At 49.5% G+C, this 21,202-nt stretch carries 22 protein-coding genes and 1 tRNA gene; 19 read left to right on the plus strand and 4 right to left on the minus strand.

The window, feature by feature from the left end; all coding sequences use genetic code 11:
* The first annotated feature begins 7 nt into the window (after nt 1–7).
* The 3 genes from cysK to B8987_RS13200 are packed head-to-tail and all read left to right on the plus strand — an operon-like array spanning nt 8 to nt 2,318.
* The gene (gene cysK, locus B8987_RS13190) at nt 8–937 is read left to right on the plus strand and encodes a cysteine synthase A (protein WP_020373770.1); all 930 of its coding nucleotides are present in this window, start codon (nt 8–10) and stop codon (nt 935–937) included.
* A 1-nt stretch (nt 938) separates the two neighbouring features.
* Nucleotides 939–1,400: an RrF2 family transcriptional regulator gene (locus B8987_RS13195; RefSeq protein ID WP_020373771.1), complete on the plus strand. Its 462-nt coding sequence runs from the start codon at nt 939–941 to the stop codon at nt 1,398–1,400.
* Nucleotides 1,401–2,318 carry a LysR family transcriptional regulator gene (locus tag B8987_RS13200; RefSeq protein WP_020373772.1) on the plus strand — a complete coding sequence of 306 codons (918 nt, stop codon included), beginning with the start codon at nt 1,401–1,403 and terminating at the stop codon, nt 2,316–2,318. It abuts the gene before it with no gap.
* A 160-nt stretch (nt 2,319–2,478) separates the two neighbouring features.
* On the opposite strand, the gene B8987_RS13205 is transcribed toward B8987_RS13200, so the two are convergent.
* Together B8987_RS13205 and B8987_RS13210 are read right to left on the minus strand one after the other, a co-directional pair.
* Nucleotides 2,479–2,907 (minus strand): ribulose bisphosphate carboxylase small subunit, encoded by a 429-nt coding sequence (locus tag B8987_RS13205; protein WP_020373773.1) that lies wholly within the window; start codon nt 2,905–2,907, stop codon nt 2,479–2,481.
* An 18-nt stretch (nt 2,908–2,925) separates the two neighbouring features.
* Entirely contained in the window at nt 2,926–4,371 is a 1,446-nt protein-coding gene (locus tag B8987_RS13210; RefSeq protein WP_020373774.1) for a form I ribulose bisphosphate carboxylase large subunit, read from the minus strand.
* A 392-nt stretch (nt 4,372–4,763) separates the two neighbouring features.
* On the opposite strand from B8987_RS13210, the gene B8987_RS13215 reads away from it, so the two are divergent.
* The 3 genes from B8987_RS13215 to B8987_RS13220 all read left to right on the plus strand — a co-directional run bounded on the left by B8987_RS13215 (nt 4,764) and on the right by B8987_RS13220 (nt 5,975).
* The gene (locus tag B8987_RS13215) at nt 4,764–5,060 is read left to right on the plus strand and encodes an MFS transporter (RefSeq protein ID WP_139793560.1); all 297 of its coding nucleotides are present in this window, start codon (nt 4,764–4,766) and stop codon (nt 5,058–5,060) included.
* Nucleotides 5,061–5,439: 379 nt separating this feature from the next.
* Nucleotides 5,440–5,589 (plus strand): hypothetical protein, encoded by a 150-nt coding sequence (locus B8987_RS19690; RefSeq protein ID WP_020373776.1) that lies wholly within the window; start codon nt 5,440–5,442, stop codon nt 5,587–5,589.
* Nucleotides 5,586–5,975: a type II toxin-antitoxin system death-on-curing family toxin gene (locus B8987_RS13220; RefSeq protein WP_341349020.1), complete on the plus strand. Its 390-nt coding sequence runs from the start codon at nt 5,586–5,588 to the stop codon at nt 5,973–5,975. The genes B8987_RS19690 and B8987_RS13220 overlap by 4 nt, the downstream gene beginning before the upstream one ends.
* 302 nt (nt 5,976–6,277) lie before the next feature.
* Here the strand turns inward: B8987_RS13220 and B8987_RS13225 are convergent.
* A tRNA-Pro gene (locus B8987_RS13225) sits at nt 6,278–6,354 on the minus strand.
* Between the two features lie 128 nt (nt 6,355–6,482).
* Here B8987_RS13225 and B8987_RS13230 point away from each other — a divergent pair.
* From B8987_RS13230 to B8987_RS13275, 10 genes are all read left to right on the plus strand, one after another.
* Entirely contained in the window at nt 6,483–7,550 is a 1,068-nt protein-coding gene (locus B8987_RS13230) for a glucose-1-phosphate thymidylyltransferase (RefSeq protein WP_020373778.1), read from the plus strand.
* Nucleotides 7,551–7,584: 34 nt separating this feature from the next.
* On the plus strand, nt 7,585–8,055 hold the full coding sequence (locus B8987_RS13235; protein WP_020373779.1) for a dTDP-4-dehydrorhamnose 3,5-epimerase family protein: 471 nt from the start codon (nt 7,585–7,587) through the stop codon (nt 8,053–8,055).
* Between the two features lie 16 nt (nt 8,056–8,071).
* Nucleotides 8,072–9,109: a dTDP-glucose 4,6-dehydratase gene (gene rfbB / locus B8987_RS13240; RefSeq protein ID WP_026040528.1), complete on the plus strand. Its 1,038-nt coding sequence runs from the start codon at nt 8,072–8,074 to the stop codon at nt 9,107–9,109.
* Nucleotides 9,106–10,479: a Mur ligase family protein gene (locus tag B8987_RS13245; RefSeq protein ID WP_020373781.1), complete on the plus strand. Its 1,374-nt coding sequence runs from the start codon at nt 9,106–9,108 to the stop codon at nt 10,477–10,479. The genes rfbB and B8987_RS13245 overlap by 4 nt, the downstream gene beginning before the upstream one ends.
* 10 nt (nt 10,480–10,489) lie before the next feature.
* A complete protein-coding gene (gene selB, locus B8987_RS13250) occupies nt 10,490–12,379 on the plus strand; it encodes a selenocysteine-specific translation elongation factor (protein WP_020373782.1) in 1,890 nt (629 codons plus the stop codon).
* An 18-nt stretch (nt 12,380–12,397) separates the two neighbouring features.
* A complete protein-coding gene (locus B8987_RS13255; protein WP_020373783.1) occupies nt 12,398–13,099 on the plus strand; it encodes a PP2C family protein-serine/threonine phosphatase in 702 nt (233 codons plus the stop codon).
* Nucleotides 13,062–13,616 carry a DEAD/DEAH box helicase family protein gene (locus B8987_RS13260; RefSeq protein ID WP_084661668.1) on the plus strand — a complete coding sequence of 185 codons (555 nt, stop codon included), beginning with the start codon at nt 13,062–13,064 and terminating at the stop codon, nt 13,614–13,616. Before B8987_RS13255 ends, B8987_RS13260 begins: the two co-directional genes overlap by 38 nt.
* 152 nt (nt 13,617–13,768) lie before the next feature.
* On the plus strand, nt 13,769–14,980 hold the full coding sequence (gene secD / locus B8987_RS13265; RefSeq protein ID WP_020373785.1) for a protein translocase subunit SecD: 1,212 nt from the start codon (nt 13,769–13,771) through the stop codon (nt 14,978–14,980).
* An 11-nt stretch (nt 14,981–14,991) separates the two neighbouring features.
* Complete coding sequence (gene secF, locus B8987_RS13270) at nt 14,992–15,888, plus strand: protein translocase subunit SecF (RefSeq protein ID WP_020373786.1); 897 nt, start codon at nt 14,992–14,994, stop codon at nt 15,886–15,888.
* A gap of 180 nt (nt 15,889–16,068) precedes the next feature.
* On the plus strand, nt 16,069–16,488 hold the full coding sequence (locus tag B8987_RS13275; RefSeq protein WP_020373787.1) for a hypothetical protein: 420 nt from the start codon (nt 16,069–16,071) through the stop codon (nt 16,486–16,488).
* Nucleotides 16,489–16,561: 73 nt separating this feature from the next.
* Here the strand turns inward: B8987_RS13275 and B8987_RS13280 are convergent, their stop codons facing one another.
* Nucleotides 16,562–19,018 carry a hypothetical protein gene (locus tag B8987_RS13280; protein WP_020373788.1) on the minus strand — a complete coding sequence of 819 codons (2,457 nt, stop codon included), beginning with the start codon at nt 19,016–19,018 and terminating at the stop codon, nt 16,562–16,564.
* 395 nt (nt 19,019–19,413) lie between these two features.
* Here B8987_RS13280 and B8987_RS20045 point away from each other — a divergent pair, with 395 nt between their 5' ends.
* The 3 genes from B8987_RS20045 (at nt 19,414) to B8987_RS13295 (ending at nt 21,194) form a co-directional block, all read left to right on the plus strand.
* Nucleotides 19,414–19,959 (plus strand): IS110 family transposase, encoded by a 546-nt coding sequence (locus tag B8987_RS20045; protein WP_242940674.1) that lies wholly within the window; start codon nt 19,414–19,416, stop codon nt 19,957–19,959.
* Nucleotides 19,887–20,639, plus strand: a complete 753-nt coding sequence (locus tag B8987_RS13290; RefSeq protein WP_242823926.1) for an IS110 family RNA-guided transposase — start codon at nt 19,887–19,889, stop codon at nt 20,637–20,639. Before B8987_RS20045 ends, B8987_RS13290 begins: the two co-directional genes overlap by 73 nt.
* A 345-nt stretch (nt 20,640–20,984) precedes the next feature.
* Nucleotides 20,985–21,194: a YgaP family membrane protein gene (locus B8987_RS13295; protein WP_020373370.1), complete on the plus strand. Its 210-nt coding sequence runs from the start codon at nt 20,985–20,987 to the stop codon at nt 21,192–21,194.
* Nucleotides 21,195–21,202 lie beyond the last annotated feature (8 nt).

Genomic DNA, 21,202 nt, shown 5'->3' on the forward strand with positions numbered 1-21,202 from the left:
GTGGCGTATGCGAACCTTTGAGTCGGTTTGCGATTTGATTGGAAGAACTCCACTGGTTAAGCTTCAAAAAATATCTGAATTACGAAAATGTTTGATTTATGGCAAACTGGAATCGTATAATCCGGGGGGCAGTGTGAAAGACCGTATTGCCTTAAATATGGTGGCTCACGCGGAAAAAGAGGGGATCTTGCGACCTGGCGGCGTGATTATTGAACCCACCTCAGGAAATACCGGGGTGGGATTAGCTATGGTAGCCGCCAAACGGGGTTACCGGTGTATTCTGACAATGCCGGACACCGCATCCATTGAACGCCGCTTATTGTTTCAAGCATTTGGCGCGGAAGTGGAATTGACGCCAGGGAAATTTGGGATGGTCGGAGCGATTTCCCGTGCGGCCGAATTAGAAAAAGAAATTCCCGGGGCGATGAGTTTGCATCAATTTGAAAATCCGGCCAATCCCGAAATTCATCGGTTGACGACGGGGCCGGAAATTTGGGAAGACACAGAGGGCATGGTTACGGCTGTTGTAGCTGGCATCGGGACTGGAGGGACAATAACGGGCATTGCGCAATATTTAAAGGAGCGCAATCCAGCCATTGATATTATTGGCGTCGAGCCCGCTGAGTCGCCAGTCATCTCAGGTGGCAATCCCGGGCCACACAAAATCCAGGGCATCGGGGCCGGATTTGTGCCCAAAACCTTAGATGTCTCCTTGCTCGATTATGTCATCCCGATTAGCAGCGAGGAGGCATTTCATACGGCTCGCGATCTCGCCCGGTCTGAGGGATTACTCGTAGGGATTTCGAGTGGCGCGGCGATTGCGGCAGCTAACCAGTGGCTTATGCAGGAACATCGTGAACATGCTACGATTGTAGTGATTTTACCGGATTCGGGAGAACGGTATTTGAGTACGGCGCTATACCAAGAGGAGGGCTAATGTGTTTAAACTATCGTCCGGATTCAAGTCAGGTCTCCGTATTCTGGCTTTACTCGGCGAGAGTCCTTTAGGGACGCCAGTATCTATCAGTGTGATGACACCTCGGCTCGGATTATCCGATAAGTATTTAGAGCAATTATTAATGATTTTAAAACGGGCCGGGTTGGTCCGCTCGACGCGGGGAGCGAATGGAGGTTTTACCTTAGCGAGACCGGCCGAAGACATTTCGTTGCTCGACATTATGAAAGCCCTGCAAGGTCCCATTGAGTTTTGTGACTGCGGGCATCAGGAATGCCAGGATTGTGTACGCCCAGAAATTTGGAAGGCTTTAGAGTTATGTGTGGGAAACACTTTGGCCAGCATCTCTTTGGCGCATTTGATTTCTCAAGAAAGCTTTCACGTCATGGCGCACTCGGTGGTGTTGCCTGACGCGCCCGTGTGGCGAGATGGGGCGGGGATTTAAGTGAGTGAGGAGACTCATTACGGCACATTGAACCTCCACCATCTTAAAGTGTTTCAGACGGTGGTGCGGCACTTAAGCTTTTCGCGGGCGGCTGAAGAATTGCTTATTAGTCAATCGGCTGTGTCCATGCACGTGAAAAGCCTAGAGCGCGCTGTCGGGCTGCCCTTATTTGAAAAAGTGGGACATCATATTCGTCTGACGGCAGCGGGAGAATCATTATGGTCTTATAGTCAAAAGATTTTTGCGCTCATGGAGGAAACACAACAAGTGATGAGCGCCTTAAAGGGTGGCAATATCGGCCAGTTGCGGGTGGCTGCCGACACGACGGTGGGAGTTTATGTGGTACCTGAGTATTTGGGGCAATTCCGACGGATGTTTCCCCAAGTCGCCATTATGCTCGATGTCGCTAACAGGGCCACGGTCATGGAACGGATTGCGGCTCGCGAAGCCGATTTGGCCGTAATGGGACAAGTGCCCGAGGATGTGGCCGAATGGGACGCGACTCCCTTTATGGAAAATGATTTGGTCGTCATCGCAAGCCCTGAGCATCCATTGGCACAAAAACGATTCATTGCCACCGAAGAATTGGCGCATGAAGGATTTCTGGTTCGAGAGGTGGGATCGGGCACGCGAGCCACCATGGAACGGTATTTCAATCAAGCTGGCATAACATTTCGTGTTAACATGGAACTGGGAAATAATAGCACGATTAAGCAAGGTGTGGCTCATGGGTTAGGAATTGCGGTAATCTCCCGCCGTGTGATTCAATTGGAATTAGAGTCAAAGCGTCTTGTCATTTTACCAGTGGAAGGCTTCCCGCTCAAACGTTACTGGTATGTCGTGCACTTACGGGGACATTATTTGCCACCGCCGGCCAAAGCGTTAAAGGATCTGCTACTGCAGCAGGCGCGGGTATAAGACAAGCGGGTGTTCCGGCCATATTCTTTTTCTTTATTCTCTCGAATAGTACATGATGGTGGGTCAATAACAATTCATTGACTGTAGATGTTGACAGAGTTTCAGGCCGGCTCCCACAACAAAAAACAGCCCAAATGGGCTGTTTTTTGTGAGGATATCCTTAATCGGTGAAGCGTTCGCCCTTCGGCTTATCCGTGGCGTAACTGTGCAAGGTGTAACGCAGTTGCCGATCGGAACCTTCTTGGCGAATCAAGCCGAAACCGGGATCGTTCGGTGGACGATTCACAATGAAGGACATCCGTAAAGACTGCCGACCCCGAGAGGGATCATAGGCATTTAGCCGAATGTAGTGATTGGGATACGCTTTGCGGCATTCATTGACTTCGTAGAGGATTGCCGCCGCATCCTTCTGGTCGAACATCGGCATGCCCCACATTTCCCAATACGTGTTGCGGGGATGAGGATCGTCGGTAAATTCCACACTCATTGGCCAATTGTGATCAAGGGAATACTCGATTTGCAACTTGATTTCGTCATCTGTTAACGGGGGAAGATAGGAAAAGGTTCCCTGGGTCAGGTGAAAAGCCATCGATAGTGTCCTCCTTATTTATACACTGGGTGTCGGTAATACATCCGGGGTGTCCGTGGATTCGTAGTTAAATGTGACATCTTTCCAGACATCAAGGGCTGCTTGTAACGACGGCGACAACCTGGCCGCTTTTTGGAGGATTTCTGGTCCTTCATTGAGGATATCTTTGCCTTCGTTACGAGCCTTAATCATAGCTTCCAATGCGACGCGGTTAGCCGTTGCCCCTGCGGAGATTCCCATCGGGTGACCAATAGTTCCGCCACCGAACTGTAAGATGACATCTTCACCAAGGTGATGCAGCAACAAGTGCATTTGTCCGGCATGGATTCCACCTGATGCAACCGGCATGACACCTGGCATGGAGCCCCAGTCTTGATCGAAGAACAAGCCTTCTTGGAGGTTCATTTCGACCTTGGAATCCCGTAAGGTCTTGTAATATCCGTGAATCATGTTGGGGTCGCCTTCTAGTTTGCCCACAATGGTTCCCGCATGGATATGGTCAACTCCAGCTAAGCGCATCCATTTTGAAATAACACGGAAAGATACCCCGTGAGTTTTTTGGCGGGTAAAGGTTGCGTGACCTGCCCGGTGTAAGTGAAGCAGCATACCATTTTTACGGGCCCAATTGGCCATGGACTGGATGGCGGTATACCCCACAGTGAGGTCGATCATGATGATGACACTGCCTAAGTCCCGAGCGAATTCTGCCCTTTCATACATGTCTTCCATTGTGGCAGCAGTAACGTTCATGTAATGACCTTTGACTTCACCTGTTTCAGCTGCAGCGCGGTTAACACCTTCCATGACGTAGAGGAAACGGTCACGCCACCGCATGAAGGGTTGAGATCCAATGTTCTCGTCATCTTTAGTAAAGTCGAGGCCGCCCCGTAGAGCTTCATAGGCCACACGACCATAGTTACGTGCAGACAACCCTAATTTAGGTTTAATGGTGGCACCAAGTAGGGGACGTCCATATTTGTCGAGATATTCCCGTTCGACAACAATCCCGTGGGCTGGGCCTTGAAAGGTCTTGATATAATGAAGCGGTATGCGCATGTCTTCGAGACGCAGGGCCTTTAAGGGTTTGAAACCGAAAACATTACCGATAATGGATGATGCCAGGTTGGCGATAGAGCCTTCCTCAAAGAGATCAATAGAATATGCAATATAGGCAAAATATTGGTCGGTTCCAGGAATCTGATCAACCCGGTATGCTTTGGCTTGGTAATTGTCATACGCGGTAAGGCGGTCAGTCCATACAACGGTCCATGTTGCTGTGGAGGATTCCCCTGCAACGGCGGCAGCGGCTTCTTCAGGTGATACGCCTTCTTGTGGGGTGACACGAAATACGCAAATGACATCGGTTTCTGAAGGTTCATAATCTGGGCGCCAATATCCCATTTCACTATATGGGGTTACCCCAGAGGCCCAGCGGCTTTTCTTTTTGTTCTCAGTTGAACTCATGAAATTTCCTCCCTTAGAATAAAAGCGCGAATTCAGACAATTTAGAGCGTTGCTAATTGGGTGGTAAAGGTCTATGTGATAAGAATAACGATCTCAGAGGTATTTGTGAAATATGGATTGGATTAAAGATACATAAATATTTATTTATAAGAGTAGAATTCATTGATAAATAATCGGTGTTAATTTCTGGCATAGTACATAAAATCGTCGGTGTCGTGGCTAGAGAGAAAAATTGTGGTAGAATGCTTTTATTGCTTTTATTTCAAAGATGGTTCACGTAAACTTGCCAAGGAGGGGAATTTCTTGATGTATAAGAACACACCCCTCATGCCCCTGACTCCCCCTTAATTCTCTCGCTTTCCTTGTTAACTAAAAAATTGGGCGAGGGATCCATGATGCGTTATCTGCGCATTTTCCAGATCCCAGCATTTGCTCGCTATTTTTTTGGTGACACCATTGTTCGCCTAGTGGAGCAGTGTGTGCAGGTTGCTCTGCTCTGGTTCTTGGCAACGCGCGGTCATTCTCCGGCAAATCTGGGATGGTATGTGTTTTGGAATACAGCGCCCGTCATCATTGGCGGACCGCTAACCGTGAAACTCTTCCGTTATTGGTCCATTAGGCGCAGTATGGTCGTCGACCTTGTTAGCCGAGGGCTAGGCTATGGGATGTTAACGGTGGTTATCTATTAATCCCCCTAACAACTATGAACAAAACGACTCTATGACGGGCGTGGGTTAGGGTCTCGCTGGAGGCGGAGAACGGGGCATGATAGGCTGGAATTGATTGAGCCATAACCCTGTGGCCTTGTTTGTCAATATCATGCCCCGAGAGGATTCGGTCCAGCGATCAATAACCTGTCTAGAATTAGGGGGTTAAACCGTGTACCGGTTGGATTAGAGCTGTTCGGTCACTTCGCATACAATCCAAGACAAAAACCAACCAAAATACAATTTGTTCCTTTGAGGTATTATTTATCCGTCAAAGGGAATATTATAGGGCACCTTACATTGACCAAGGGAAGCAGGTGTCTCATAATAGATACATATTGTACGAAAGAGGGTGCTAAAAATGCGTACCACAAAAGTCCCGGTACTCACGGTAGAACAACAGCCGCAACCGATGGGCTCGAAACCGGTTATCAATGAACGGCTTCAAGCATTAGGACGCAAAATTGTTCAAGAGCACCTAGAGGCGTTCAAGCGATTAGCGGACAAATAAAAGACTGGCCCGGTTACGATGATGCCGTCGCGATGCAACAGTATGTGGTTAACATTACTGGTCAAGGTCGCGTCGGTGTTTTTCATTCGAACTACTTGAAATCCGCTCTTGTGAGTTCTTTTCAAGGGGGATATGGGAGCGATTTCTATCCGACAATCGCGGATAAAATCGCAGTCCTGATTCACGCGATTATTACTATGCACGTTTTTGTAGATGCTAACAAACGGACAGCCATGGCCCTTGGGTTAGCCGTCGCAGAAGCGAACGGACAACGAATTCGCCCGTTGAGGGATAAGGAGATCGAAGATCTGGCCGTGTCCGTGGCAGACCACACATGTGACATCCCAGATATTGCCAAGTGGCTTAGGTTTTATTATCGGTTTTAAGCCCACCACTTTTACACAACATGATCCCACAACTAATCTACGGACGTGTTTGGTGATTTACGTCATTCTCATTCGACCTTGGGTAGTGTCGCTGTGAATAGTTTTGGTGTGCGTTCGCGGCTTGCCCGTGCTATCCGTTCCTAACGGAATGCGCACTAAGTATTTTTGCGGACCGCGTTTGATAATGTTTCCGCTAGATATCAGGTCACCTCGCAGGGGAGAATACGTAATCAACCAGATGGAATAAGGAAACACGTTAATGAACCACATCGCGGAAATCCTTGTGGGATAAGGCAAAGAAGTGGTCGGAGAGACAGGATTTGAACCTGCGACCTCCTGCTCCCGAAGCAGGCGCGCTACCAAGCTGCGCTACTCCCCGACGAACGGTAGTAAGTATAGCGCTTCGGTTCGTTATATGTCAAGATAAGATGAATAAACGCCAAAAACGTGGTCAAATACAAGTAGGATGGATACAATAACAATGGTCATTATAAAAGGAGTCGATTTATGGAACTCAAAGGACTGCTACTGGCCGGTGGGACGGGCAGTCGCTTGCGTCCTTTAACCTATACCGGAGCGAAGCAGCTTATTCCCATCGCCAATCGTCCTATTTTACATTATGCGGTCGAGGCGATGGTGCAGGCGGGAATAACAGATATAGGCGTCATTGTCGGGGAAACGGGTGCGGCTATTCGCGAAAGTCTGGGAGATGGCCAAGCCTTTGATTGTCATTTTACATACATTGTACAAGAAGCACCGCTGGGATTGGCACATGCGGTAAAAACCGCCGCGCCGTTCCTTGCAGATGCTCCTTTTCTCATGTTTTTGGGTGATAATTTATTGCGCAGTGGCCTGGGAACACTTGTGGAACGATTCAGATCGGGACGTTATGCGGCGTCTATTTTGCTAACGGCAGTTGATGATCCCCGGCAATTTGGAGTGGCCGTTGTCGAAAATGGTCGCGTGACGCGTCTTGTGGAAAAGCCGAAAAATCCGCCGTCCCATTGGGCCTTAGTGGGGGCTTATTGTTTTCAACCGGAAATTCATGAGGTGATTGCTTCCTTAAAACCATCATGGCGCGGCGAATATGAAATTACGGACGCAATCCAAGCTTTAATTGATCAGGACCGGGTTGTGGATGCCACATTTGTTGACGGCTGGTGGAAAGATACGGGACGACCGGAGGATGTTATCGAAGCCAACCGTTTGGTTCTTGAGGATTTGGTACCTGCGGTACAAGGACATGTCGACAAAGACAGCGAAATTGTTGGCCGCGTGTATATCGCTCCGACGGCCCGCATTGAGCAAACGACAATTCGTGGACCAGTCGTCATTGGCGAAGGCGCTGTAATTCGCAATAGTTATATCGGCCCTTATACGACTATTGGTGATGGGGTCACGATTGAAGAAACAGAAATCGAAAATAGTATTGTCCTTCCCGACAGTCTGATTCAAAGAGTGGCAGAACGCATCGACCAATCCTTAATTGGGCGTGGCGTCAAGGTGCAAGGACGGCATGAGCGCCCTAAAGCCATGCGCCTTGTTTTAGGAGACCATAGTCGGGTTGATTTATAACAGATGATCAATATCAAACGGCATAGGAGGCATTATGAGTACTTTTGGAACCATTGAAGGTGTGGTTGTTAAACAGCTCGTGCGTCATCCCGATGATCGTGGATTTTTTCAAGAAATCTTGCGCGATGATGACCATCTCTTACGCAAATTTGGTCAAGCCTCATTGTCCATGAGTTATCCCGGTGTTATTAAGGCGTTCCACTATCACGAACGGCAAGACGACTTATGGTTTTTTCCCGTCGGGTCAGCCCAAGTGGTGTTATATGATGCCCGCAAGGATTCGCCGACCTATGGCATTACCCAAGTGTTATATCCGGGAGAGGACAATCCCCAACTCATTGTAATTCCGGTGGGCGTGGTCCATGGATATCGAGTACTCGGGAACAAGCCCCTTATGATTGTCTATTTCACTACGGAATCCTATAACCCCGCACAACCGGATGAAAAACGGTTGGCGTGGAATGATGAAACCATCGGATTTGATTGGACAACCCAAAATCGATAAGGAAGAAGCGACAGCCATGCGTGTCATGATAACAGGAGGACTCGGCTTTATCGGGTCCCAGATGGTTCGTTATTTACTCGAGACAGTTCCCGATATTCATATTATTAATGTCGATGCGTTAACCTATGCAGGGAATTTAGAAAACCTGAAGGACTATGAAAATGACCCGCGTTATGAGTGGGTGCATGCATCGATTGGCGATCAGGCAACGCTCGACAGAGTTCTTGCTGAAAATCCTGTGGATGTCATCATCAACTTTGCCGCTGAATCGCATGTGGATCGTTCGATTCTATCTGCGGCACCATTTGTGACGACCAATGTTTTGGGCACTCAGGTCCTGTTGGAGCTCGCTAGAACCCATCATGTGCCAAGATTTCTCCAAGTCTCTACGGATGAAGTCTATGGAAGCTTACCTCTTGGGGGCAGCAATTGGTTTTCCGAAACATCCCCTTTAACTCCCAATAGTCCTTATGCCGCGAGTAAAGCTGCGGCCGATTTTCTCTGCTTGGCAGCCTTTCGCACGTACGGTCAGGATGTCGTTATCACGCGTTGTTCGAATAATTATGGACCCTATCAATTTCCTGAAAAGCTGATCCCGTTATTCATTACAAATGGGTTGGAAGGGAAAACATGGCCGCTATATGGTGACGGGCAAAATGTTCGGGATTGGCTTCATGTGTCCGACCATGTCCGAGCACTATGGATGGTTGCCCTTCAGGGGAAGAGTGGCCAAATTTACAATATTGGAGGACATAATGAGAAATCGAACCGGGAAGTGGCCGAGGCCCTAGCGGACATTTTGCACCTGCCGTATTCGGTCATTACCCCGGTAGCGGATCGGTTAGGTCATGACCGGCGATACGCTATTGACTCCCAGAAAATCACGAAGGAACTGGGTTGGCATCCATTAGTCGATTGGGAACAGGGCCTACGCGATACCGTTCAGTGGTACAAAGATCATGAAGCGTGGTGGAAAGCTATTAAAACCGGTGCCTATTTGGAATATTACCAGCAACAATATGGTCCGTTGAGAAAGGATTCACCCAGCGCATGAGATTTTTTCTGGCCGTATGGATAGCGCGTATTGTCGGTTGGGTTAGTCGCTTGACAGGCCGCGGAGGCAGCTCCTTGCCGGGGCTCATTGCCCGCCGCATTGATCCTCGAGTTTTTCAGCGACTGGCTAAAAAAATTCGTGGCGGCGTCATCTTGTTGACGGGGACTAATGGCAAAACGACGACGGCGGCCATTGCCACATTTCTATTACGCAAGAGTGGACGCAAAGTCGTCAACAATCAAGCCGGGGCTAATTTGATTCTCGGATTAACGGCGGCGTTGATTCAGGCTAGTCGCTTGAGATTATATCCCAAGGCTGATATGGCCCTGTTGGAGACCGATGAAGCGACCATGCCCAGAGCTGCGGAGGAAAGCCGACCCAAAGCCATAGCCGTCACCAATTTTTTTCGGGATCAGCTTGATCGTTATGGCGAATTATCTACGACGGTGAATTTCGTCAAGAAGGGGATTGAAAAGCTTGATCCACAAGGATGGCTGGTCTTAAATGCCGATGATCCGCAAGTGGCCTATCTTGGCGCTTCTTATTCCCAAGTTCTCTATTTTGGTGCTGACTTGTCTGCCTACCCTACACCCCAAGGGCACCATGATATTCAAGATGCCCGGTTTTGTCCCCGCTGTGGGCACGAGTTACGCTATATTCGGCAATACTATGCACACCTGGGCGATTATTATTGTCCAGCCTGCGATTACCGCCGTCCCATCCCTGATCTTTTATTGGTGGATTGGCAAGGAATTCACGGAAATCTTCGGATCGATTACCGTGGAGAACAAATTAGTGTACCGATGCGCTTGCCAGGATTATATAATGCCTATAACGTGATGGCAGCAATGGCCATCGCTTTGCTCTTCGGTGTGGAGTTGGACACGGTCGCCACCTCACTGGGGAGCTTTCGCCCGGCGTTTGGGCGAATGGAAGAAGTCTCGATTGAAGGCAAAGATGTCTGGTTAGCTCTCGTAAAAAACCCGGTGGGATTTAACCAAGTCTTACAAGCGATCGATGAGGACAAGCGCCCTTTAAAAAATCTATTATTTATCATTAATGATCGTTATGCCGATGGGCAAGATGTATCGTGGTTGTGGGATGTTGATTTTGAGCGCTTTGTCCAACCGCAGTGGCATGTATGGATTAGCGGCATTCGGGCTCGAGATATGGCTGTGCGTCTGTTATATGCCGGGCTGGATACTGGCAGCATGCATGTCATAGAAAAACCGGAGGTAGCGTTGGAGGATTTGATACACAATAGTGCGCCGGAGCAAGTGACCTATATCTTGCCGACGTATACAGCACTCTTGGAAATTCGCAAGTACCTGACGGATAAAGGGTATACGCGACACTTTCGGGAAGGGTAGGATTTTTACGATGGCAGATATTTATTCCCGGCCGATCATATTTGGTACCGCCGGGCATATTGATCATGGCAAAACCACCCTCACGCAGCGTTTAACCGGAGTGAATACGGACCGATTACCGGAAGAACGAAGCCGGGGTATTTCCATTGATCTGGGATTTGCGCATTTTACTCTACCTAGCGGCCAACATGCGGCTTTAATTGATGTACCGGGACATGAAAAATTTATCCGCAATATGGCTGCGGGTGTTCATGGCATGGACGCTGTGATGCTCGTGGTGGCGGCCGACGAAGGCATTATGCCCCAAACCCGGGAGCATTTAGATATCCTCACGCTGCTCGGGGTTAAAAATGGATTAACGGTCATAACGAAAGCCGATATGGTAGAGGCGGAGTGGCTACCGATTGTGGATGAGGCCGTGCAAGAAGCCTTGACCGGATCCTTTTTAGAACATTCTCCCCGGATTTTTGTGGATTCGGTCACGGGCCGGGGTATTGACGCGTTGCTCACCGCATTAGATGAATTGGCCCAACAAGTCCCTCTACGGGATGCCAAGGGGTCAGTGAGATTACCCATTGACCGGGTTTTTTCGGTGAGGGGCTTCGGTACCGTTGTGACAGGAACCTTGGTTAATGGAACGATCCGCACGGAGAGCACATTAGAAATAGTTCCGGGTGACTATGTCGTGCGCGTGCGGGGACTCGAAGTGCATGGCCACAAAGTGGATTACGCGGTGGCTGGTCAGCGGGTTGCAGCCAATTTGAGTGGGATTGATAAAGAATTGATTCACCGAGGACAAGTCTTAAGTGAAATCGGCCATCTTCGGGCTCATGACATTTTAGTGGTTGAATTATCTTTATTGCCTTCGAGTCCCGTATTGTCTCAGCGTACCCGGGTTCATGTGCATTTAGGAACGGCGGAAGCTACCGGACGGGTATATTGGTACGAAAGTGATGAAATGGAACCGGGCCGTACGGCCTTTGCCGAAATTCGGTTGGAAAGTCCCTTGCCCGCCTTACGTGGCGACCGATTTCTTATCCGGTCTTATAGTCCCGTCATCACGATTGGTGGCGGCCGTGTGATCGAAGTCGGGCGCCACCATAAGCGTAAAGAACCGGGTCTTCTAGATTTCTTAACGTTGATCGCCCAAGGGAATCCGGCTGATGTTATCCGTGCCGTGTTGAAACCTGCGCAGATTCCAATCAGTGTGGATGAGATCGCGACCAAAACGGGTCTTGCCGTGAATGACGTCATACCCATTTTGGAGCATAGTTCTGACATATTGTATGGTCCCGAACGGTTCGTGCTCGAAGGGCATAAGTTGGAACCATTTTCCCAGCAGTTACGGGAATTCTTGACGGATTATCACCTTAAACATCCCCTGCGTCCAGGAATTGAACGGGAACGGTTAAAAGAAGCATTATGGCCTGAATGGTCGATGAAGCAGGTCTTATTTGTTGTGGCACACAGTATAGACGTCAGTGTCAGCGGGGAATGGGTGCATTTAACCACGTTTGAATCAAACAGCCCTGAGCCGTGGAAATCAGAAATTGAGAGACTCTATCAGGCCATTAGTCATACGGGGCTAAAACCTGTGGCAATAGATCAATTGCAAAGCCAAATTGTCATCGAGCCGGGTCATGTGTTTGATGTACTCGAATTTCTGGTGCAACAAGGACGGATTATCAGGTTAGATGACGGCATTTATATAGCCGACCGGGTTTTTGATGAAGCGAGGCATCAAGTCACCGAAGCGCTCAAGACTTCCACAGAATTATCTACCAGTCAACTTCGAGAAGTTCTCGGAACGAATCGGCGGTTTGCGGTTTTATTTTTAGAGTTGTTGGATGCACTGCATGTTACCAGACGCATCGGCGACAACAGGACTTTGGTGGGATAGAACAGGGACGAAAAGACAATGAGAATTGATGTGGCATGGGCGAAGATTCCCAAAGGTGGGTTTGGGGAAAGTGGCGATACGATTGAGTTGGTGGAGCGCCCTTTAGGCGGCGTCTCCTTGATCTTGGCGGATGGACAAGGTTCGGGTCCGGCGGCAAAACGGATCAGCCGATTGGTTTCGATGAAAGCGGTCAGTTTGATTGCGGATGGATCGCGCGATGGCGCGGTAGCTCGGGCGGTGCAGGACATGCTTTATACGGCACGCGAAGGCCGGGTTACTGCTACTTTGGTGGTTTTATCCTGTGACATGCATACGAACACGGTGGTTATCGCGAGAAATACACCGGTTCCGGTTTTGATTCGGCAAGAGAATGTCGTCTTTCGCCTGGAAGGGGGCTCTGAGGTGATAGGAACCTACCGCAAAACCCGGCCGGCGATGACTGAACTGCCTTTGATCCCAGATACCATCTTGTTGACATTTTCTGACGGGGTGATAAATGCCGGTAAACGCTTTGGAAAATCGCTGCCATGGGATATGATTGAACAAGAACTTAAGTCACTTGAGGTGAAAGACTTAGAAGAATGGGTCAATGATTTGATGACGCGAACTTTGGCACTGGATAAAGACCGGCCCAGCGATGATGTGAGTATTGTCGCGTTAGGAATAAGGAGCGATGTCCAAAATGCCATACGCACATTATCAGCCAGTATTCCCTACTAACGGCATTATTTTAGTCGGAGTATGTGCCGCCGGAAAATCAACAATATCGCGGTTGTTAACATCTTACGGGATGGTCGCGCGTTCCATAGCGCAAGAACATTCCCAGGTTCCCACCTTGTTTTCTCGTCAGGGCGATCACCCTGTCGTACTTTTATCTGCCAGCTTTTCTAGCGTGCGGCAAAGACGGCGGCTAGCATGGACTTTCCATCATTATGAGGAGCAATGGAAAAGGCTTCAGTTAGCCCGTCAAAAGGCGAACCTTATTATCCGGACGGATGCATTGGACCCGCAGTCCGTGGCCCACGCAATTGTTGAGTGGTTCGACCAGTGGACGGGATTGTCAACGTTCTTTGAACAGCGACATATTTTGGATGCTGCTCAGCAAACGATGATGCGTTATCAAGTGACATGGGGAATCGCGTTGCCAAATCTGATGATATCGCCAGCTCCTGAGCTTAGACGTCATTCTCATGTTCTGAGTCGGAACCGGTTAATGATTCAGCAAAGAACGTCATAATACCCGACTCGTTATAAGGTTTTGAGTGTTATTGAATGGAGAATCTATCGATAGCGTCGTGTGTCACAGTGCTCGAGTGAGCCTACGTGTCTATTTGACACGATATTCCGACCCGGACTATAATGAAACGATTTTGAACCGGGGGGCTTACAATGCGTCAAAAGAGTATGCTGAAGTTCTTTGCCCTGGTTGCGGTGCTAATCGCAGCCGTTTATTATTTTCTAGCCGTAAATCCCATTACTAATCATCTCCGTTATGGTCTTGACCTCAAAGGGGGCGTCACCGCAACTTATCAAGCGGAACCAGCACCCGGCGAGCCTGTGAATAAAGAAACGATGGCGCGAGCTATGTCGATTTTAGGATTCCGCGTAAATGCCTTAGGGGTTTCGGAACCCGTGATAGAACAGGTCGGTTCGAACCGCATTACCGTGGATTTACCTGGCGTGAAAAATCCCGAACAAGCCTTGCAGTTTCTCGGTCAAACGGCCGTCTTGCAAATTAAAAGCCCCACAGGACAAGTTTTATTAAGTGGCGGCGACTTAAAGAATGCGGTGGCCGGAATTGTCAATGGTCAATATGTCGTCAACTTAACTTTTAATGCGCAAGGCACTAAGATTTTTGCGGCAGCCACTAAAAAGTATCTCGGAAAACCATTGCCAATCTATCTTAACGGAAAACTGGTAGAGGCACCGATTGTTCAAAACGTGATTCCCGATGGACAAGCTCAAATGAGTGGGAATTTTACGAGCTTGCAACAAGCGCAAAAGGTCGCCCTGCTATTGCAATCGGGCGCATTGCCAGTGAACTTAAAGGTTCTGGATGTCCGTACGGTGAGTGCCACTTTAGGCCATGCTTCCGTGGTGGCAAGTAAAGTGGCGTCGATTATTGCGATTGCCTTGATAGGATTTGTGATGATTGTGTGGTATCGCTTAGCCGGATTTGTTGCCGATATGGCTTTATTGATTTATCTCTTGCTCGTCGTGGGAGCCTTATGGGCAATTCATGCTGTCATCACGGTGCCAGGGATAGCTGGGCTGATTCTCTCTGTGGGGATGGCGGTGGATGCCAACGTTATTATCTTTTCCCGGATTCGTGAGGAAATGATCAATGGGAAAACCCCCAGGGCGTCCGTCGCAGCCGGTTTTCGTCATGCGATTCGGGCCATCTTGGACTCCCATGTGACGACTTTTGTGTCCTCGCTGATCTTGTTCTTTTTAGGAACAGGGGAAGTGAAGGGATTTGCCTTGACCCTGATGATCGGTACTGCGGTATCCTTATTGACCGCCGTGTCCGTGACCGGCGTCGTAATTCGGTGGGTAGCCGACGCGGGCTGGGCTAAAGTCCGGAGTATATTTGTGGGCTAGGAGGACATAGCATGCGCTTTCACTTTGAATTTGTTCGCCATTGGAAAACGTGGTTTATTGTTTCCGGATTGTTGATTGTCCTGGCCTTAGGGGCGTTTTTCATCCGGGGATTGAATTATGGGATTGACTTTACGGGTGGCACCCAGATGAACTTGAAATTTGTTCATCCCGTGACGACAACCGCCATTAAAAAAGTTTTGGATCAGGATCATCTTTATGGGAGTACAGTGGTGTTTTTAGGACAAGGCCGGCGCAATGTCCAGATTACGACACCCACCATTTCCGAACATGAACGAACCACATTGTTAACGCAGTTTGGCAAACAGGTCGGAAAGTTCCAAGAAATTTCGACAAACAGGGTGTCATCGATTATTGGGCAACAGACGGAGCGTACCGCATTGATCGCGGTTGTACTCGCCGTGGTGGCCATTATCATTTACATTACCATTCGCTTTGAATGGCGTTTTGCCCTGTCCGGCATTATTGCGATGGTGCACGATGTGATTATTACGGTCGGTCTCATTGCGCTCATCCACATTCAAATCACGGAATACTTTATTATGGCAGTGCTGACGATCTTCGGGTATTCCATCACCGATAAAATCATCGTTTTCGACCGCATACGGGAGAATTTAGCGAAAAAGAAAAAGCAAGAAACGTTGGAAGATCTGGTCGACAAAAGCCTCAATCAAGTGCTGGTGCGTTCGATTAATACGTCAACCACCGTGGTCATTGCGCTATTGGCGTTGTTGATTTTTGCAGGATCAAGTATCCGCGATTTTGCCTTAACAATGCTGTTCGGAGTCATTTTTGGCACCTATTCCTCCATTTTTATTGCCAGTCCCATTTGGTTGTTGTGGAGAAATCGGGACTTGAAGAACAAGAAGAAAAAAGTGGTCTCGGCATAACCAAAGCCGGTCTTGCATATCCCGACTATCTCCTGCAGGGGTGAGATAGCCGGGCTTTTTTATGATGGTCGATGAGTGATGAGTGATGAGTGAGGAAAGATTCGGAAAATCTGGGTATGCTAACACAAAGTCGTAAAACTGGTCGTTAATCGTGACATGTCTTGAAGTAGGAGACGCGCAATGATTTGGTGGTTTGCCGTGCCGGCTATCGGATCATTATTTTGGGATGGGCCGTGGCTCTTAATTGCTTTCGGAATCCAATGGCTCTTGAAATGGGGATACCCTCACGGGTCGTTAGGCTTTTTCGTGGCTGAATTAGGAGGACTTGGGCTGTTGGAATGGCTCTTTCATGAGTGGCTGCCTCCTAGGCCCGTTCAGCGGAGCCCGGGGCGCCTTTTGGAAGAATCGTGGATTTTGATTTGGCTATCTCTTTTACTTAGTCCGATTCCGGGATTTATTGTCTGGCAAGGAACGGTGGGGTTTGACGCGGCTGCACGCCTGCATGGATTTCGTCAAGATGTGCCCAAGGTTTTGCGCGTGCGGGTTGTCAAAATGCTGGTCATTATCGGACTGGCGATTTTTTTGGCCCTGACCCGGTAAAGGGAAGACACAAAGTACGCGCTGTTTCTTGTTCAGAACAGAAAACAGCGCGTTTTTAAGCAGGCTAGGGTATTTATGTCGTCGGTTGTGCGGGATTATAGACCTGGTTGGGATTTAAACTTTCTGAATAGATCCCATATTGGTTGGCACGGAAATATACCTCTTCCCCGTCAATTTGCGCGTGTTGAAGGGCATTTGTGTGGTCGTTGATATCGGCTTTAGGAATCACAGGTAATGGCGTTGTGGAGGTGATGGGTGCTGGACTTTTGCCGAATTTCTGGGGGAATTGTGCGACAATACCCGTTGCTAAATAGTGGGCGGCATCAAACATGAGTCCGTAGTCTTGAACCAGTAGGGCATCAGAGGCGGAGTCGTTACCTTGATTGAAGTCCAGCCACGATTGACTGATTTGGTTGATGTGTGTTTGCAAGACGGAGGAGAGCACCTTCTTGCTCAAATTCGGGTTAGCTCCTGCCATAAAAGCCGCAAATGCGCTTTTGTAATGGGTAAGGGTTGCTTGAGCTTGTTGTGCGGCCCCAGAATTGTTGGCGAGAACAGCATTTTCGTACGTGAAAAAGTACATGTGTTTGTTCCAAAGACTTTCAAATTTCTGACCAGCTTGGGCTCCATAGATACTCGAAATGGCCGCCGTTAAGGCTTGAGTGTTTTGATTCATGATGGTGGTTAACGCTTGATATTGTCCCATTTGATGGGCACTAAGAGCTTGCATGCGCAACTCTAAGATAAAGGCATGCTCGCCAAGAAGTTGATCCAAGCCCGCTTGAAGGTTGGCTGCGGGTGTGTTCGGAGAAGTGGGAAACTGCGAGGGGAACTGGTTACTGATCCCGGTCGCAAGATAATCCCCTGCGGTAAACATGAGATTATATGCTGCCACGAGTTCTTGATCCGCTGCCACATCATTACCCTGGTCAAAATCATTAAATGCCGCGGTAATTTGGTTAATGTGTTCTTGGAGAACGCTGGACAGCGTGGCTTCACTCAACTGGGGATTGGCGGTGGCCATAAACTTGGCGAACTCGTTCTTGTAAAACGTTAATTGGGCTTGGGCTTTTTGTGCGTTAACAAAATCTTGGGCATAAGTGAAGAAATACATGTGCTTATTCCATAACGTTTCAAACTCTTGGCCGCCAGCATTCCCATAAATGCTGGTAATGGCGTTTGTTAAGGCTTGAGTATTTTGCGTCATGACGTCACTTAAAGCGTTATAAAGGGCGGTATTTCCTGCGCCAAGGGCCTGCATGCGTAATTCTAAGATCATCGCGTGTTCCCCAAGAAGTTGGTCTAAAGCCACACGGAGATTACCCGCTGGAGTTCCTACGGTTGAATTATCAAATTTTTGTGGGAATTGAGCCGCAATACCCTGGGATAAGTAGGCGCCGGCAGTGTACATCAAATTGTATGCCTGGACCATTTCGTTTTCGGATGATAAGTAATTCCCGGATACGTAATCATTAAAGGCCGTGGTAATTTGATTGATGTGTTCTTGGAGAACGGAGGACAAGGTTGATTCACTAAAATTCGGATTGGCTGTGGCTAAAAATTGAGCAAATTGGTTTTTGTAAAAGGTCAATTGATTTTGGGCAGCTTCTTCGGCACTAACGTTGTGAGCTTTAACAGCATTGACATAGTCGAAGAAATACACGTGCTTGTTCCATAGGGTCGAGAATTCTTGCCCAGCTTGGGTGCCATAAACTGAGGCAATGGCTTGCGTTAATTGTGCGGTGTTGTTGTCCATGACTTTCATCAATGCGTTAAAGAGGGCGGTGTTGCCCGCATAATCGGCTTGCATGGCCTGCTCTAAAACAATCGCGTGTTCTCCGAGCAACTGGTCAAGAGCGACTTGCAAGTTTACTGCGGGAGTGAGTGTGCTGGTGTCTTTGAATTGAGCGGGAAATTGTTGATCGATACCGGCGGCCAGATATCCTCCTGCGGTGTACATGAGATTGTAATCAGTCACTAATTGAGCCCATGACTGATTGGGATGGCCTGTCTGTGCATCATTAAAGGCCGTGGTGATTTGATTAATGTGATCTTGGAGTACGGTAGACAAGGTGCTTTCACGAAGATTCGGATTCGCGGTGGCCATAAACTGGGCAAATTCATTTTTGTAGTGAGTTAAAAGCGCTTGAGACTGTTGCTCTCCAACATAAGCCTTGGCATAGCTAAAGAAATATTTGTGCTGATTCCATAGCGATTCGAATTCCTGACCGCCTTTTTGCCCATAAATCGAACTGACGGCATTCGTTAACGCCGTGGTGTCCTGATTCATGGTGGTGGTCAAAGCTTGATATTGGGCTTTGTTCCCTTGGGCTAAAGCTTGCATCCGCAATTCTAAAGTCATCGCATGCTCGCCAAGCAGTTGATCGAGTCCCGCACGCAGATTTGCCGCAGGTGTCGAGGTCGGGGAAGACGTGGATGGAGCGGATTGGGCAAAAGTGAGGGTGAGCGGTAATCCGGCTAAGACGGAGCCAGCTAATGTGGCCGCTAAAAGTTTCACGGAACGTTTCATACATGCATCATCCTCGTATAAAGAAATTGATTCTGCTACCCTGAGGCTTTATCTTGAGGCCTGCCTCGCGGCCAGCAGCAATCGGCATTCGGGATGATCAGGCTTGCCAGATCGGGTTTCGTCGGCGATGCTCGAAGAAGATCGGGACGATTCAAGACTGCATTCCTCCTGCCGGATTGACGGCTTCGAAAGTCTGTGAGTCGGCGACGCCGCTTCGTCACAGTTAACGCGCGGGATGCCGCTCCCCCCGTGGAGACCCGTGGCACCGGTCTATCGCACACCGCGGGTGGCGATGACGGCTTATAAGCGAGGTTGCGGCGAAGGCGTCGGCGCGTCGGCGAAATCCCGTTCCCGATGCATTCCTCCGCGAAGGGAGGTGAAATCCCATGGATAGCGTGTTGTACGTCGGTATTGACACCAGTCTCGGGGCTCACGTCGTCTGCGCGATGGCGGCGGATGGCCAGGTCGTCGCGCGGACGACCGTCCCCAACGATCAGGCGGGGGCCGAGCAATTCGTCGCTTGGCTGCACCCCCACGCCGCGCCGTACGCGCGGCTGGCCATTGGCGTCGAGGCCACGTCCGTGTACCATGTGCCGCTGATGGAATGGCTGACGCAAACCCCCGACTTGCAGCGGTGGCAACCCACCTGGTACGTCCTCAATCCGAAAGTCGTCCAGAAATTCCGAGAGACCTATGTGGATCGGGGCAAAACCGACCGAGCGGATGCCGCCCTGATTGCGGATGTCATGCGGTTTGGGCGCGTCACGCCCTGGACCCCGCCGGATCCGCGCTATGCGGCGTTGCAGGTCTTGACCCGCCATCGTCGGCAGCTGAGCCACCTCATCACCCAAGAAAAAATCGCGCGTTGGTGCAATTGTTTTGTGTCTGGGGGCAGTATGCCCATACGGAGGAGCCGTTTTTCTCGAACGTCTTTGGGGTAGCGTCGCAAACCGTGTTGGAACGCTACACGCCCGATACGCTGGCAGCCATCCCGCTGGCGGATCTGGTGGCGGAAATCGCGGCGGCCGGTCGCCAACGGCTGAAAGCGCCCGATGACATTGCGCAGACCTTGCACCGCTTGGCGCGGCGCGCCTTTCGGTTGCATCCGGACGAGCAGGACGCGCGGCACCAAAGCTTGGTCCTGCATTTGGACACCATCCGGGCCTTGGAACATCAACAACAGGCGCTGGACAAAGTGATTGCCCGTGACATGCAGGCGTTTCGCCAAACCCTGACCACGATTCCGGGGATTGGTCCGGTCTATGGCGCGGGCCTCTTGGCCGAAATCGGTCCCATCGAACGATTTCCGTCGGAAAATGCCTTGGCCAAATATGCGGGGCTGACCTGGCGCCCGCATCAATCGGGGAATTTTGATGCCGACATCCGTCCGCTGACGCGGACGGGGAACGTCTATTTGCGGTACTACTTCATCGAAGCGGCGGAGAGGGTCCGGGTGCGGGACCCGCAGTTCAAAGCCTTTTACGAGAAGAAGTACCACGAAGCCACGCACCACGCACATAAGCGGGCGTTGGTCTTGACGGCACGCAAGTTGGTCGGCGTGGTCTACGGGATGCTGACCCGGGGCCAAATCTACGACGAAAGGAAGTTGATGCCGCACTAAAGGGATTGACAACTTATTTGCCATTATCTACCACCTCCTTTTAGGCAGGTTTATGTTGCCCTGGCCCTGTTCGTCGTTGTCCTAAGCTGATCGGTTCTTGACATTTAACCGCGGGACTTTGTCATCGGGCGGTTCCACCCGGTATTTGACGCAATTTCTGCTGTCATGTCCTGATACGCAAGGAGCGATTAAACAGATCTGTGGGGACCTTTGAGGTGGACTAAAACGAAAAACAGATCCGTTAATCCCATATCTCCGTATTTCTCCATGAAAGCGCTTTACTGGGCTTCACTCATCTGCATCCATGAGGTGTTAACTGACCAACAAAACAGGGGGAATGTGACGATGTTTCGAACTAACGAGAGTCGTAGTGACCGCATTATACGTATCATCTTCGGGTTGATTGCTTTGGGCTTGGCGTTTAATCATGTCGGAGGAAATGTAGGGACATGGGTTTTTGGGATTGTGGCGGCATTAGCCATAATAACTGGGCTTACTGGAGTATGTGCGCTTTATAAATTGATTGGTGTGAGCACCTGTCCGATTAGAAAGTAAACTCCACA

It is taken from the genome of Sulfobacillus thermosulfidooxidans DSM 9293, assembly GCF_900176145.1.
Taxonomy (GTDB): domain Bacteria; phylum Bacillota; class Sulfobacillia; order Sulfobacillales; family Sulfobacillaceae; genus Sulfobacillus; species Sulfobacillus thermosulfidooxidans.

Excerpts from the sequence above, each read along its gene's own strand:
- cysK (WP_020373770.1), top strand. The coding sequence starts at position 8 with ATGCGAACCTTTGAGTCGGTTTGCGATTTGATTGGAAGAACTCCACTG.
- B8987_RS13205 (WP_020373773.1), bottom strand. The coding sequence starts at position 2,907 with ATGGCTTTTCACCTGACCCAGGGAACCTTTTCCTATCTTCCCCCGTTA.
- B8987_RS13210 (WP_020373774.1), bottom strand. The coding sequence starts at position 4,371 with ATGAGTTCAACTGAGAACAAAAAGAAAAGCCGCTGGGCCTCTGGGGTA.
- B8987_RS13215 (WP_139793560.1), top strand. The coding sequence starts at position 4,764 with ATGATGCGTTATCTGCGCATTTTCCAGATCCCAGCATTTGCTCGCTAT.
- B8987_RS19690 (WP_020373776.1), top strand. The coding sequence starts at position 5,440 with ATGCGTACCACAAAAGTCCCGGTACTCACGGTAGAACAACAGCCGCAA.
- B8987_RS13230 (WP_020373778.1), top strand. The coding sequence starts at position 6,483 with ATGGAACTCAAAGGACTGCTACTGGCCGGTGGGACGGGCAGTCGCTTG.
- B8987_RS13235 (WP_020373779.1), top strand. The coding sequence starts at position 7,585 with ATGAGTACTTTTGGAACCATTGAAGGTGTGGTTGTTAAACAGCTCGTG.
- rfbB (WP_026040528.1), top strand. The coding sequence starts at position 8,072 with ATGCGTGTCATGATAACAGGAGGACTCGGCTTTATCGGGTCCCAGATG.
- B8987_RS13245 (WP_020373781.1), top strand. The coding sequence starts at position 9,106 with ATGAGATTTTTTCTGGCCGTATGGATAGCGCGTATTGTCGGTTGGGTT.
- selB (WP_020373782.1), top strand. The coding sequence starts at position 10,490 with ATGGCAGATATTTATTCCCGGCCGATCATATTTGGTACCGCCGGGCAT.
- B8987_RS13255 (WP_020373783.1), top strand. The coding sequence starts at position 12,398 with ATGAGAATTGATGTGGCATGGGCGAAGATTCCCAAAGGTGGGTTTGGG.
- B8987_RS13260 (WP_084661668.1), top strand. The coding sequence starts at position 13,062 with ATGCCATACGCACATTATCAGCCAGTATTCCCTACTAACGGCATTATT.
- secD (WP_020373785.1), top strand. The coding sequence starts at position 13,769 with ATGCGTCAAAAGAGTATGCTGAAGTTCTTTGCCCTGGTTGCGGTGCTA.
- secF (WP_020373786.1), top strand. The coding sequence starts at position 14,992 with ATGCGCTTTCACTTTGAATTTGTTCGCCATTGGAAAACGTGGTTTATT.
- B8987_RS13275 (WP_020373787.1), top strand. The coding sequence starts at position 16,069 with ATGATTTGGTGGTTTGCCGTGCCGGCTATCGGATCATTATTTTGGGAT.
- B8987_RS13280 (WP_020373788.1), bottom strand. The coding sequence starts at position 19,018 with ATGAAACGTTCCGTGAAACTTTTAGCGGCCACATTAGCTGGCTCCGTC.
- B8987_RS13295 (WP_020373370.1), top strand. The coding sequence starts at position 20,985 with ATGTTTCGAACTAACGAGAGTCGTAGTGACCGCATTATACGTATCATC.